The following is a 13,789-nucleotide window of genomic DNA, read 5'->3' on the forward strand; positions in this document are numbered from 1 at the left end:
GCGATGATGTCTCCTCTAACCGGTGAGCCGGTCGGACAATGCCTTCAGCATGCCCGCGGTCGCCCCCCAGATATAGCGCCCCTGATAGGGCATGGCGTAGTAGCGGCGCAAACGCCCGCGGAACTCGCGTTCCTCGAGCCGGTGATTGCGCGGATTCATCAGGAAGTCGAACGGGGTCTCGAACACCTCGGCGACCTCGCCGGGGTCCGGAACGAGTTCGAAGCCCGGATCGACCAGGCCCACGAAGGGCGTCACCGCATAGCCCGTCACGGTCGCGTAGGCGTCGAAGCGGCCCAGAAGCTCGACCTCGTCCGGCGACACGCCGATCTCCTCGGCCGTTTCGCGCAGCGCGCATTCGGCGAGACTCTCGCGCCCGACATTCTGGCGCCCGCCGGGAAAGCTGATCTGTCCGGCGTGGGCCTGCAGATGGTCGGCGCGCCGGGTGAAGATCACGCACAGCCTTTCCTCGCGACGCACGAGCGGGACGAGCACCGCGGCCGGCTTCAGCTTGCGCGGCGCGGGCGCATCCTCGCGGTTGAGGTCGAAATCGGAGCGGCGCGGCTTCCTCCGGCGCGCGTCCACCGGGTCGAGCACGGCGCAGAGCCGCTCGACGATCTCCTCGGGCGAATGGTGGAGCGCGTCCTTCACCCTTTCGGTCCCAGCGGGAAGAAGACGCCCTCGCTCCAGACGCCCATGACCTTGCGTCCTTCCGCGTCCTCGCCCTCCACGGCGCGTTCGGCGAGATCGTAGAAGGTCGCGCGGTTGATCAGGGCTTCCAGATTGCCGCGCACGTGGACATAGGGCTCCGGCTCGCCGTCTGCCCCGGTCTCCACCCGGATCGGATGGTCCGGACCGGCGATCACGGCCTCGTCCATATTGGTCAGGAAGGCGATTCTCTGCGCCTTGCCTTCGCCCTCGGCATCCATGCGGATCGCGAGGAAGGGCGCGGCCTCGACCTCGATCTCGATCTTCTCCACCGGGGTGACGAGATAGGTCTTGCCGTCCGCGTCCTTCCTCAGGATGCGCGAGAACAGGCGCACCAGGCGCTCGCGCGTGATGCGCGTGCCCTCGTGCCACCAGCTGCCGTCGCGCCGGATGACGAGATCCATCTTGCCGCAGGCTTCGGGATTCCACCTGTCCACCGGCGGCAGTCCGCCCCCGCCGGCCTCGGCCGCCTCGACGAGGGACTGCATTACATCGGAGTCAGATTCGCTTCCGGCCATGGACACCTTTCCTGGCTGCGGCCATCTTTCCCGTTCCCGGTTCATCTTTTAAGGACATAAGGCGATGACCGTCTCGAAGGAAGACGCCCGCGCGCTCGAACACCGCGCCGATCGGGCCGCCGAGCGCCTCGCCGAGGCGAAGGGCTCGATCCGGAAGACCATTATCGGCCTCGACGAGGTCGTCGAGCGCGCGCTCGCGGTGATCCTGTCGGGCGGGCACGGCCTCCTGGTCGGCGCGCCGGGCCTTGCCAAGACCAAGCTCGTGCACACGCTCGCCGTGGTGACCGGCCTCGACGACAAGCGCGTCCAGTTCACCCCGGACCTGATGCCGGCCGACATTCTCGGCTCGGAGGTGCTGGAGGAGAGCGAGGGCGGCAAGCGCGCCTTCCGCTTCCTGCCCGGCCCGGTCTTCTGCCGCCTGCTGATGGCCGACGAGATCAACCGGGCGAGCCCGAGGACGCAGGCCGCCCTCCTGCAGGCGATGCAGGAAGGTTTCGTCACCGTGGCCGGTGCGCGTCATGACCTGCCCAGGCCCTTCCACGTGCTCGCGACCCAGAACCCGATCGAGCAGGAGGGCACCTATCCCCTGCCCGAAGCCCAGCTCGACCGGTTCCTGATGCAGATCGACGTGCCCTATCCCAGCCGCGAGGACGAGCGCGCGATCCTGCTCGCCACGACCGGCGTGGAGGAGGCGCAGTCCCACACCGTGCTCAGCGCCGAGGAAATCCTGGACCTGCAGACCCTGGTGCGCGCCATGCCGGTCGGGGAGGAGACCCTGAACGCCGTGCTCGCCCTGCTCGAACGCGCCCGGCCCGACACCTCGCCGGACGGCGAGGTGAAGGACGGCGTCGCCTGGGGGCCCGGCCCGCGGGCCGGCCAGGCGCTGATGCTGGCGGTGCGCGCCCGCGCTCTGCTGCAGGGCCGGCTCGCGCCATCCAGCGCCGATGTCGCCGCGCTCGCCGAACCGGTGCTGAAGCACCGCATGGCGCTCACCTTCGCGGCCAAGGCCGACGGGCTGAAGCTGGAGACGCTCATCGCCCGGCTCGCGGCGGAGGCGGCCTGATCCCGATGAGCGAGCCCGGCACGCCACGGACGCAGCGCCTGCGCCATGAGGCGGAGACCGCCGCGGCGCGCTTTCCCGCCCTGCTCGCCGAGGCCCAGATCATCGCGGCCAGCGTCGTGCACGGCACGCACGGACGGCGCCGGCCGGGCTCGGGCGAGACCTTCTGGGAATACCGCCATTACCGCCGCGAGGATGCCGCCTCGGCCATCGACTGGCGGCGCTCGGCGCGCGGCGACCAGCTCTTCGTGCGCGAAACCGAGTGGGAGGCGGCCAATGCCGTCCATCTCTGGCGCGACGGCGGCGCGGGCATGGCGCTCGCCTCGCCCGGCCGGCCGCTGAAGCGCGACCGGGCCGCGGTCTGCCTCATGGCGCTCGCCAGCCTGCTGTCGCGCGGCGGGGAACGCATCGCCGCGCTCGGCGAGACCGGGCGGGCGCGCGCCGGCCGCACCGGGCTCGAACGCACCCTGCACGCCCTCGCCGAGGGACCGGGTTCGACCCGGGCGATCGAGGCCCCCGAACTGCCGCGCCACGCCCGCGTGGTGCTGGCGAGCGACTTCCTCGACCCGCCCGAGACCACGGCGGCGCGCCTGTCAGCGCTCACCGCGGCCGGTGCCGAGGGCGCCCTCCTGCGCATCGTCGATCCGGCCGAGGAGGATTTCCCCTTCACCGGGCGCACCCGGTTCAGGGATCCGGGCCTCGGCGCGAACCTCCTCTTCGGGCGGGCGGAGACGGCGCGCGACGCCTATCGCGGGCTGTGGCGCGAGCACGGCGCGGCGCTGGGCGACGTCGCGCGCAAGGCCGGCTTCACGCTGATCACCCACCGCACCGACCGGCCGGCGGCAAGCGCGGTGCTGTCGCTCTACCAGGCGATCGCGGGGCTTCGATGATCGCGCTCGGGCCGCTCGCCTTCGCCGCGCCTCTTGCGCTTCTGGGCCTTTTCGCCCTGCCGCTGCTCTGGATGGTGCTGCGCGCCACCCCGCCGAGCCCGCGCGAGGTCGTCTTCGCCCCGCTCGCGCTGCTGCGGCGCATCGCGCGGACGCCGGAGACGCCGCAATCCACCCCGCTCTGGCTGATCGTCCTGCGCCTGTTCCTCGCCGCGCTCGTGATCCTGGCCCTCGCCCGTCCGGTCTGGCAGCCCGAGGCGGAACTCGGCGAGGACCTGCCGCTCCTCGTCCTGGTCGATGACGGCTGGGCCGCGGCGGCCGGCTGGCGCGCGGTCGGTGCCGAGGCGCAGGGCCGGCTCGAACGCGCCGCGGTCGACGGGCGCCAGGCGGCCCTCGTCTTCACCGCCGAGCCTCAGGAAACCGCCGAGACGGTCCGCTTCGGCGATGCGCGCGAGGCTCTGGCACGCCTGCAGGCCGCCGAGCCGCGGCCCTGGTCGGGCAACCGCACCCTCGCCGCCGAACGCATCGAGGCCGCCTTCGCACAGGCCGGCGCACCGGCGCGGGCGGAGATCCTCTGGCTCGCCGACGGGCTTGCCGGGACCGACGATGGCGACGTCTCGCGCCGGCTCGCGGCGCACGGACCGCTCACCGTGATGGTCCCGCCGGCCGAGGACAGCCCGCTCGCCCTGCGCCCGGCGCAGCCGACCGAGGCGGGGTTCGAGGCCGAGCTGGTGCGGGCCGACACGCGCGGAGCCCGCACGGCGGACGTCGTCGCCATCGCCGCGGACGGCCAGGCGCTGGCGCGCGGCGAGGCGGTGTTCGAGGACGGCGCCGCGACGGCGCGCTTCACCGCGCGCCTGCCGCTCGATCTGCGAAACCAGATGCGCCTGATCCGCATCGAGGGCGAGGCGAGCGCCGGCGCGGTGCAGCTCGCCGACGATGCCTGGCGCCATCCCCGCGTCGGGGTGATCGAGCCGGCCGGCGGGGAGCAGGACCAGCCCCTGCTCTCCGACCTGCACTATGTCGGCGAGGCGCTCGCACCCCATGCCGAGCTGTGGCGCGACACGCTGGACGATCTTCTCGAGGCCGGGCCGGCCGTGCTCGTCATGGTCGACGCCGCGCGCACCGAGGACGCGCGCCTCGCCGATTTCGTGACCGGAGGCGGCGTGCTGATCCGCTTTGCCGGGCCGCGCCTCGCCACGCGCGGCGACGACCTCCTCCCGGTGCCGCTGCGCTCGGGCGGGCGGCTGTTCGGCGGGGCGATGGCCTGGGACGAGCCCCAGCAGCTGGACGCCTTCGGCGAGGACAGCCCGTTCGCCGGCCTCGCCGTGCCTGCAGACGTGATGGTGACCCGCCAGGTGCTGGCCGAGCCGGGACCGGCCCTGGACTCCCACGTCTGGGCGCGGCTTCGCGACGGCACGCCGCTGGTGACCGCCGAGCGGCGCGGAGAGGGCTGGATCGTGCTGTTCCACGTCACCGCCGGGCCGGACTGGTCCAACCTGCCGCTTTCCGGGCTCTACCCGGCCATGCTGCGCCGCGTGCTGGCGCTGGCGGGCAGCGGCGCGGCGGCCGTGCCCGCCGAAGGCGCCTGGCAGATCGAGCGCCAGCTCTCCGGGACCGGCCGGCTCGTCGCGCCCTCCGGCCTTGCCGAGCCGGTCGCGGCCGATGGGCTCGCCCGCGCCGAGGCCTCGCCGCAGACCCCGCCGGGCCTCTGGCGGCTCGGTGCGGCGAGCGCGGCGCTCAATGTGATCGGGCCGCGGACCGCGATCGCCCCGCTGGCGCGCGAGCTGCCCGGCGCCCATGTCGTCACCCGCGACGGCACCCGCGAGCTGCGCCTCGCCGGCCCGCTGCTGGCATTCGCCCTCCTCCTGTTCGCGGCTGACATGATCATCGCGCTCGCCCTGTCGGGCCGGCTGCCGGCGCTGCGGCGCGGGCTCGCGAGCCTCGCCGTCGCGGCCGTCGCCCTGCCCCTGATGCTGTTCGAGGCACGCGCCCAGGACGCCGCGATCAGCGATGCCGAGGCGATGGACCGCGCGCTCGAGGTGCGCTTCGGCTACGTGCTCACGGGCAATGCTGAGATCGACCGCATCAGCCAGGCCGGGCTCGAGGGCCTCGCGGCCACGCTGTTCGCGCGCACCGCGATCGAGCCGGGCGAGCCGCGCGGCATCGAGATCGAGTCCGAGCCGATCCTGTTCTATCCGATGATCTACTGGCCGGTGACCGAGGATGCCCCGGCGCTGAGCCCGAACGCGGCGGCGCGGGTGGAAGCCTATCTGCAGTCGGGCGGGCTGATCGTGTTCGACACGCGCGATGCCGGCACGGTCGCGGTGCGCCGCGAGCCGCATCCGGGCCTGGTGCGCGTGCTCGACGCGATCGACGTGCCCCCGCTCGCGCGCATCCCGCCCGATCACGTGCTGGGACGCACCTTCTACCTGCTGGAGAGCTTCCCCGGGCGCTATGCGGGCGGTGAGGTCTGGGTCGAGGCCGATCCCGACGGCTCCTCGCGCGACGGCACCTCCGGCGTCGTCATCGGCGCGGCGGACTGGGCGTCGGCCTGGGCGATCGCGCCGGACGGAACCGCGCTGGCCCCGGTCGAGGGCGGGGAGCGCCAGCGCGAGCTGGCCCTGCGCACCGGGGTCAATCTCGCCATGTATGCGCTGACCGGCAATTACAAGGCCGACCAGGTCCACGTGCCGGCGATCCTGGAACGGCTGGGGCAGGACTGATGGAGGCCACCACCCTCGCCTTCGCGCCGCTGGTCCCGGCAAGCCTGGTCTGGGGCCTTGCCGCGCTGCTCGCCGCCATCGTGGCGTTCGCAGCGCTGCGCGGGCTCTCCGGCTGGCTCTGGCGCGGGCTTGCCGGCGCTGCGCTGCTCGCCGCGCTCGCCAACCCCTCGCTGGTGCGCGAGGCGCGCGAACCGCTCACCGACATCGCGCTCGTGGTCACCGACGACAGCCGCTCGATGGAGATCGGCGGACGCGCCGAGGCGGCGAGCGCTGCCCTCGGGGCGGTGCGCGCCCATGCCGAGGCCGATGCCGGGCTGGATCTCGTCGAGATCGTCGGCGGGCGCGCCGAGGACGGCACGCGGCTCGTCGACACGATCCGCGCCGGGCTCGCCGACATTCCGCGCAATCGCCTGGCCGGCGTGATCGTGCTGTCCGACGGGCGGGTGCACGATGTGCCGGCCGATCCCGGCAGCCTCGCCCTGCCCGCGCCCCTGCACCATTTCGCCACCGGCGATGCGGGCGCCGGCGACCGGCGCCTCGTCATCGAAGAGGCCCCGCGCTACGGCCTCGTGGGCGATCCGGTGACCTTCACACTGCGCGTCGAGGACGAGACGGCCGCAGCCGGCAGCGCGCTCGTCACCCTGCGCGTCGACGGCGGCGATCCGATCCGGGCGCGCGTCGAGATCGGCAGCCCGGTCTCGGTGCAGGCCCTGGTCAACAATCGCGGCGACAACGTGGTGGAGATCGAGGTCGAGCCCGGCGAGGAGGAGCTTTCCCTGCTCAACAACCGCGCGGCGGTGAGCGTGACGGGCGTGCGCGACCGGCTGCGCGTGCTCCTGGTGACCGGCGAGCCGCACAACGGGGCAAGGGCCTGGCGCGACCTGCTGAAGTCCGACCCGAGCGTCGATCTCGTCCATTTCACCATCCTGAGGCCGCTCGACAAGCAGGACAATGTCCCCCCGGACGAGCTCGCCCTGATCGCCTTCCCGGTGTTCGAGCTGTTCCAGCAGCGCCTGGAGGAGTTCGATCTCGTGATCTTCGACCGCTATCGCCGGCGCGGGATCCTGTCGCCCATCTATATCGGCAATATCGCCCGCTATGTGGACACCGGCGGAGCGCTCCTGGTCACGACCGGACCGCCGTTTGCCGGTCCGGCGAGCCTGGCGCGCTCGCAGCTCGCCTCCGTGCTGCCCGCCCGCCCCGACGGCGAGATCGACGAGGGCCGTTTCGTGCCGCAGGTCAGCGAGACCGGCGCGCGCCATCCCGTCACCGCCCCGCTCGACGGGCAGGAGGACCGCTGGGGTCCCTGGTTCCGGCGCATCGGCGCGATCCCCATCGCCGGCGAGACGGTGCTGGAAAGCCCCGACGGGGAGCCGCTGCTCATCCTGTCGCGCCAGGGCGAGGGGCGGGCGGCGATCCTGATGAGCGATCAGGCCTGGCTGTGGGAGCGCGGCTTCGAGGGCGGCGGGCCGCACGACGAGCTGTTCCGGCGTGTCGCGCACTGGCTGATGGGCGAACCCGAACTGGACGAGGAGCGCCTGTCGGCGAGCGTGGCCGAGGGCGAGCTCACCGCCGTGCGCGCGACCCTTTCCGGCGAGGCGCCGCCGCTGGAGATCACCTGGCCGTCGGGCGGCACCGCGAGCGTGCCCATGGCCGAGGCCGCGCCCGGCCGCTTCGCCGCCAGCCTGCCGGTCGAGGAGACCGGTCTCGTCCGCCTGCGCTCGGGCGAGCTGACCACGGTGGTCTCCGCCGGGCCGCTCAATCCGCGCGAATACACCAACCTCAGGCTCGATCCCGAAGGCCTCGCCCCGCTCGTCGAGGCGAGCGGGGGAGGCGCGTTCGAGATCGGCACCGGGACGGACCCCGCCCTGCCCGAGCTGCGCCGGCCGCGGGCGGGCAGCGTCCAGGCGGGCACCGGCTGGGCCGGCCTGCAGCGCAACGGCGCCTACCAGGTGCTGGAGGCCCGCCGCACCCCGCTCGCCCCCGGCCTCCTCGCCGTCGCCCTGGCACTCGCGCTGATGGGGATGGCGTGGAGACGCGAGGGGCGTTAGGGACGGATCAAACTAATTCGGGAAAACTGAAGAAGCCTTGCTGGCATGCTCGACCTAAGGAGACCGGCGCATTGGAAGATCCGCTCATGATATTTGAGGTAGGAATACCCAACTTACGCAGGCGACCAGCCAACTCGGCATTACCGTCATAGTTAATAGCAAACTTTCTTGCTTCACTACTTTCAATTCCGAGTATTTCTAAATTTATCGGATCGCAAGCAAAACCTGCCAAGAAAATATTCTTTGCTGTATGGATCTCATTTCTAATTTTATTGTTTTCTTCTTCTCGAATTGCCTCTCTCATAAATTTTAATTTTGTGGAGCCGGCATGAATCGACTGAGACGTAACCCGTTCATCGAACGGGACACAACCAAACACATGAAGAACATCAGGAACATGATCGTTAGTGACTCCAGAAAACTGTTCACTAGATTCTAAAAAAAATTTAAAAGTATCCTCTATAATACAATCATAGTTAAATGTAATTATTTTAAGCATATTCGGCCTTAGTTCATCTGGTGAGTTTGCTCGAAGCGTATAACGCCGCACTAATTCTGCACACCAATTGCGGACGCCGCCAATTCGCGGTTGACGCCACAAATAGTTATACTCTGGAATTCTATAATTATCTCCCCAGTTATCGCGAAAAACCCGAATCTTCACCATTGATTGTGCAATCTTAAATGATGTGTATTTCTTAGAATACCCTTCGAAAGAGGGATTCCGGTAAGCAAACATATCAATAGAGTTCTCGAATGAATTTCGTGCCGCTATTTTAAATTGATCAACCTCATTTCCTCTGTGGGAGCCTGTAGCATCAAGCAAGAACTCATCAAAACTCGCCGATAACAAATCAAAGCTTGAATCTCCATGACGACGCTCGGCCCACAGTGGTTCCTCAAGAAGCGCTCCAAACACAGACGGACCGGTCGGCAGGCCGAACTCTGCACTGCCACCGGCGCCCACCACGACAACGGTCTTATCCTCGAACACCAAGCCACCCAATCGAACTCACCCTTAAGTACATATAGTCGATTCTCACTTGCCCCACCAACCCTTTGCCATCGCGCCGATTTCCGGGCTAGGCTCGCGCCATGGCGAACACCCGGCCGGATTTTCTCTCGCCCGAACAGCTCGAGGCCTGGCGCGGCCGGCTCGTGGAGATGTTCGAGTCCGCGCGCGCCGAGCTGTTCACGATCGAGGTGATGCTGCAGGCCGGCGCGACCGCCATCGCGCTCGCCGCGGGCCTGCTGCTCGGCCCGCTCCTCATCAAGCTGTTCAAGCGCCTGTTCGCCGCGCCGGCGCTGAAATGGCTGCGCGATGCGGGCACGCGCGTGGGAGAGTCCATCGCCGGGGCGAGCCTCGCCTTCCTCCTGCTGATTGCGGCGCGCGTCGGGTTCGAGCAGGCCGGCGCGAACGTGTTCGTGCTCAACCTGGCCGCCAGCCTGACGGGCGCCTGGATCATCATCCGCTTCGCCTCGGCCTTCATCGCCGAGCCGTTCTGGGCGCGCCTGATCGCGAACCTCATCTGGGTGATCGCGGCGCTGAACATACTGGGCTGGCTGGAGCCGTTCTCGGCCTTCCTCAACGGGATCGGCATGGATGTCGGCGAGGGCGGCAGGCTCTCCCTGCTCACGCTGCTGCGCGCGATCTTCATCCTCGCGATCCTCTACTGGGTGGCGACGCGCGTCTCCAAGCTGCTCGCCTCGCGGGTCGGCAAGATCCCGAACCTCACGCCCTCCGCGCGCCTGCTCCTGAGCAAGAGCGTGCAGATCGGCCTCATAACCCTCGCCGTCGTGGTGGGGCTCAACTTCGCCGGGGTCGATCTCGCCGCGCTCGCCATCTTCTCCGGCGCGGTGGGCCTGGGCATCGGCTTCGGCCTGCAGAAGATCTTCGCCAACCTGATTTCCGGCCTGATCCTCCTCATGGACCGCTCGATCAAGCCGGGCGACGTGATCACGCTGGAGGACACCTACGGCCACGTGAACGCGCTCGGGATGCGCTTTGCCAGCGTGATCACGCGCGACGGGATGGAGCACATCATCCCGAACGAGGACTTCATCACCACCAAGGTGATCAACTGGTCCTATTCCGACCGTGCGGTGCGGGTGAAGAAGCAGGTCGGCGTGGCCTACGACACCGACGTGCCCCGGGCCATGGAGGTGATCGTGGAAGCGGCCAACACCGTGCCGCGCGTGCTGGAGGCGCCCGCGACGCGCTGCCTGCTCAGAAGCTTCGACGACAGCCAGATCACGCTGGAGGTGCGCTTCTGGATCTCCGATCCCGAGGGCGGGGTGAACAACGTGGCCTCCGATGTCTATGTCGCGATCTGGAAGGCGTTCAAGGAGAACGGCATCCAGTTCCCCTTCCCGCAGCGCGACGTCCACCTGATGGACGATCACGGCCCGATCAAGGTAAGGATCGAGAAGGAGGGCTGAGCCTTCAGCCGGCATTAATGCCCGCCATGCGAGGTTCGTCGCCCTCACAACGGAGACCGTCCATGCGCCTCTCTCTTCTCCTTGCCGGGGCCGCGTGCCTTGTTCTGACCTCCGGCTGCGCCGTGGCCGGCACGGCCTTCGTCGCGGCCGATACCGCGATCGGGGTCACCGGAGCCGCGGTCGGCGTCGCCGGCGACGTCGCCGAGGGTGCTGTCCGGCTCGCAATCCCCGGCGACGGGGAGGACGAAGACGAGGACGAGGACGAGGGCAAGGACTAGGGCGAGGGCAGGTCGCGGTCCGGATCCTGACCTTCGCGCCTGACGTGACCCCCGACATTCTGCTATGCTCGCGCCCGGTGAATGACGAACAGCGTCAGGTGAAAGGCGGCCGCCCATGCGTTGGATCCTCTCCCTTCTCTCCCTGCTCTTGCTGACGGCCACCCCCGCCGCGGCGCAGGCCGGCTATACGCTGGGCGAGGTCGAGGCAGGCGAGGACCTCGCCGGCAAGGTCCAGGAATACGGCCAGCAGGACGTCGAGCGCCTGCTCGACGAGCTGCACGACGCGGTCGCCCTCGAACTGGATGCACGCGGCCTGCGGGCAGGGGAGGACCCGCGCCGGATCGATCTCGTGCTGCTCGATGCCGAGCCGAACCGGCCGACCTTCCGCCAGCTGTCGCGCAATCCGGGCCTGTCCATGCAGAGTTTCTCGCGCGGCGGCGCGCGCATCGAGGCGCAGATCCGCGGCGAGGACGGCCAGATCGTCGACCGCTTCGAGTACGACTGGTACACCCGCGACATAGAGGACGCCTTCTATCGCGGCGTCTGGACCGATGCCGAGCGGGCCATCGACCGCTTCGCGCAGGCGCTCGCCGACCATCTCCAGGCGCAGTGACCGCGCCGGCCAGCCGCCGCCCCCGTCTCCGAAGGACCGACATCATGATCGCTCTCATTGCCGGCCTCGCCGCGTTCGCCGCCGGTGCGCAGGCCGCAACGCCGGCCCCCGGCGCGCCCGGCGCCACGACCGTGGTCTGGGTCAATGCCTGCCAGGCGCAATCGGCGCGGGAGAGCAACGCCAATGTGCGCGAGGCCTGCGCCTGCACCGCCGGGCTCTTCGCCGGGCGCATGAGCGACCGCCAGTATTCCATCCTCGGGCGGATCGCCCGGCACCTCTCCGACGAGGAGGGCCTGATCGCGGAGATGCGCGCCATGACGCTGGAGGGCTACAGCGCGGACGAGATCGCCCGGGTCGGGGTCCTGATCGCCGAGCTCGGCCCGCAGGTCGACCAAGTGTGCGGCGTGCTCGAATAGCGAAAGCCGGGAGGGAGCGCGATGGCCGAGCGTCCCAGCATGTGCCTGCTCTACACGACCTGGCCCGCGGCCGCGCCGGCACGCGAGGCCGCCGCCGCACTGCTGGAGGAGGGCCTGATCGCCTGTGCGAACATCCTCTCCGGCTCGACCTCGATCTATCGCTGGCAGGGCGAGGTGAAGGAGGAGGGCGAGATCGTCGCCCTGTTCAAGACCGCCGCCGACCGGGCGGAGCGGGCGCGTGACCGGCTGGTCGCGCTGCACCCCTACGAAGAACCCTGCGTCATCGCGCTCGGCGTCGAGACCGGCGCGTCCGCGCCGGGATTCCTCGACTGGGTGGAAGCGGAAACGCGCCGCGGCGCGTGACACTTGGGTGAAGTTTTAGCAACACCGCTTGCATCTTAACATGCCGGCAAGGTCGCCGGCGCTCATGCTGCGCGCGATCTCGAGCCAAGAGCGTGCGCCCATGTCCCGAACCGTCCGGTCCCTTCTCCACGACGCCCCGATCCTCGATCCTCAGCTCACCGGTTCCGAGGTCTACGACCTGTTCCACGACGATCCCGACCTGCTGGTCTGCGCCGTCGTCGAGGACGCCCGCCCGATCGGCCTGGTCTCGCGCAACGCCTTCTTCCTGAAAATGGCCGACATGCACGGGCGCGCCCTGTTCGGCCGGCGTCCGATCACCTACCTGATGAACAGGGAGCCGCTGACGATCGAGGACGACCGGCCGATCGTCGATCTCAGCGGGCGGATCGTCACCGACCGGCCTTCCGCCCTGTTCGACGGTTTCGTGATCACCCGCGACGGGCGCTATCTCGGCGTCGGAACCGGGGTCGACCTGATGGGCGTCCTCCACCAGGAGAGCGAGGAGCGCAACCGCAAGCTGGTCGCGCTCGCCGAGCAGCTCGGGCGCGCGCGCATCGAGGCGCTGGCCGCCGCCCAGGCGAAGTCGGAATTCCTCGCCACGATGAGCCACGAGATCCGCACGCCGCTCAACGGTGTGCTCGGCGTCGCCCAGCTGCTCATCGAGAGCGGGCTCGATCCCGAACGCCTGAAGCTCGCCGAGACGATCCGGAACTCGGGCGAGATCCTGCTGCGCCTGCTCAACGACATTCTCGACCTGTCCAAGATCGAGGCGGGCAGGATGGACCTCGAGGTGACCTCGTTCAGCGCCGAGGAGATCGCCGACGATGCGCGCCGGCTCTGGCGGGCCCGCGCCGAGGAGAAGGCGCTGACGCTGCGGGTGCACTGCGAGAGCGGAGCCGGGCGCCGGCTCGAAGGCGATCCGGTGCGTATCAAGCAGATCCTGTTCAACCTCATCGGCAACGCCATCAAGTTCACCGATGCCGGCTCGGTCGACGTGGTGATGCGCCTGGTGCCCATCGGGCGCGGGCGCACGGCCCTGCGCGCCGAGGTGCGCGACACCGGGTGCGGCGTGCCGGAAGCCGCGCGCGCGAAACTCTTCACCTCGTTCACGCAGGCCGATGGCGCGACGACGCGCAAGTTTGGCGGCACCGGTCTCGGCCTGGCGATCTGCAAGCGCCTCGTCGAGCTGATGGGCGGCATGATCGGCTTCGAGAGCGAGGCCGGCCAGGGCTCGACCTTCTGGTTCGAGGTCGTCCTGCAGGACGGCGCGGCGCCGGCCCTGCCCCAACCCGCGAACGTGACCGCCCTCCCGGCCGATGCCGGCGAGGGCCCGGCCATCCTCGTCGCCGAGGACAACGCGATCAACCGCGAGGTCGTCGCGGGCTTCCTGCGGCTTCGCGGCTGGAGCTGCGATGTGGTCGCGGACGGTCAGGCCGCCCTCGACGCGGTCGGCACGCGCGCCTACGACCTGGTCCTGATGGACGTGCAGATGCCGGTTCTCGACGGGCTGGAGGCGACGCGCCGGATCCGCGCCCTCGACGGGCCGGCCGCCTCGGTGCCGATCCTCGCCCTGACGGCCAACGCGATGCGCGGGGACGAGCGGCGCTGTCTCGATGCCGGCATGGACGGATACATCGCGAAGCCGATCCGCAAGGAGGTCTTCTTCGCCGAGATCGAGCGGGTCCTGGTGCCGGCGCCGGACAGCGAGCGAGCGCGCGGCAAGGTCGCCTGAG

13 protein-coding genes are annotated in these 13,789 nt (G+C 69.7%); 10 read left to right on the top strand and 3 right to left on the bottom strand.

What is annotated here, in order from left to right:
* Nucleotides 1-15: 15 nt before the first annotated feature.
* A complete protein-coding gene (locus JW792_RS09970; protein ID WP_135997165.1) occupies nt 16-648 on the bottom strand; it encodes a CoA pyrophosphatase in 633 nt (210 codons plus the stop codon).
* Nucleotides 645-1,223 carry a DUF1285 domain-containing protein gene (locus JW792_RS09975; RefSeq protein ID WP_135997167.1) on the bottom strand — a complete coding sequence of 193 codons (579 nt, stop codon included), beginning with the start codon at nt 1,221-1,223 and terminating at the stop codon, nt 645-647. The genes JW792_RS09970 and JW792_RS09975 overlap by 4 nt, the downstream gene beginning before the upstream one ends.
* Nucleotides 1,224-1,287: 64 nt before the next feature.
* Here JW792_RS09975 and JW792_RS09980 point away from each other — a divergent pair, with 64 nt between their 5' ends.
* From JW792_RS09980 to JW792_RS09995, 4 genes are read left to right on the top strand one after another with little or no spacing between them, the layout of a single operon-like run.
* Nucleotides 1,288-2,286: an AAA family ATPase gene (locus JW792_RS09980; RefSeq protein WP_135997169.1), complete on the top strand. Its 999-nt coding sequence runs from the start codon at nt 1,288-1,290 to the stop codon at nt 2,284-2,286.
* Between the two features lie 5 nt (nt 2,287-2,291).
* Nucleotides 2,292-3,173: a DUF58 domain-containing protein gene (locus JW792_RS09985; RefSeq protein ID WP_135997171.1), complete on the top strand. Its 882-nt coding sequence runs from the start codon at nt 2,292-2,294 to the stop codon at nt 3,171-3,173.
* A complete protein-coding gene (locus JW792_RS09990) occupies nt 3,170-5,896 on the top strand; it encodes a DUF4159 domain-containing protein (RefSeq protein ID WP_135997174.1) in 2,727 nt (908 codons plus the stop codon). The genes JW792_RS09985 and JW792_RS09990 overlap by 4 nt, the downstream gene beginning before the upstream one ends.
* A complete protein-coding gene (locus JW792_RS09995) occupies nt 5,896-7,947 on the top strand; it encodes a hypothetical protein (RefSeq protein ID WP_135997176.1) in 2,052 nt (683 codons plus the stop codon). Before JW792_RS09990 ends, JW792_RS09995 begins: the two co-directional genes overlap by 1 nt.
* Nucleotides 7,948-7,954: 7 nt before the next feature.
* On the opposite strand, the gene JW792_RS10000 is transcribed toward JW792_RS09995, so the two are convergent.
* Nucleotides 7,955-8,941: a hypothetical protein gene (locus JW792_RS10000; RefSeq protein ID WP_135997178.1), complete on the bottom strand. Its 987-nt coding sequence runs from the start codon at nt 8,939-8,941 to the stop codon at nt 7,955-7,957.
* Between the two features lie 101 nt (nt 8,942-9,042).
* Here JW792_RS10000 and JW792_RS10005 point away from each other — a divergent pair, with 101 nt between their 5' ends.
* From JW792_RS10005 to JW792_RS10030, 6 genes are all read left to right on the top strand, one after another.
* Entirely contained in the window at nt 9,043-10,386 is a 1,344-nt protein-coding gene (locus JW792_RS10005) for a mechanosensitive ion channel family protein (RefSeq protein ID WP_135997180.1), read from the top strand.
* Between the two features lie 62 nt (nt 10,387-10,448).
* Nucleotides 10,449-10,664, top strand: coding sequence for a hypothetical protein (locus JW792_RS10010; RefSeq protein ID WP_135997182.1), 216 nt, complete (start codon nt 10,449-10,451; stop codon nt 10,662-10,664).
* A gap of 115 nt (nt 10,665-10,779) precedes the next feature.
* Nucleotides 10,780-11,277 carry a hypothetical protein gene (locus JW792_RS10015; RefSeq protein ID WP_135997184.1) on the top strand — a complete coding sequence of 166 codons (498 nt, stop codon included), beginning with the start codon at nt 10,780-10,782 and terminating at the stop codon, nt 11,275-11,277.
* Between the two features lie 44 nt (nt 11,278-11,321).
* Nucleotides 11,322-11,693 (top strand): hypothetical protein, encoded by a 372-nt coding sequence (locus tag JW792_RS10020; protein ID WP_135997186.1) that lies wholly within the window; start codon nt 11,322-11,324, stop codon nt 11,691-11,693.
* A 21-nt stretch (nt 11,694-11,714) separates the two neighbouring features.
* A complete protein-coding gene (gene cutA / locus JW792_RS10025) occupies nt 11,715-12,056 on the top strand; it encodes a divalent-cation tolerance protein CutA (protein WP_135997188.1) in 342 nt (113 codons plus the stop codon).
* A 100-nt stretch (nt 12,057-12,156) separates the two neighbouring features.
* Entirely contained in the window at nt 12,157-13,788 is a 1,632-nt protein-coding gene (locus JW792_RS10030) for an ATP-binding protein (RefSeq protein WP_158291643.1), read from the top strand.
* Nucleotide 13,789: the final 1 nt, after the last annotated feature.

Source organism: Marinicauda algicola (assembly GCF_017161425.1).
GTDB lineage: Bacteria > Pseudomonadota > Alphaproteobacteria > Caulobacterales > Maricaulaceae > Marinicauda > Marinicauda algicola.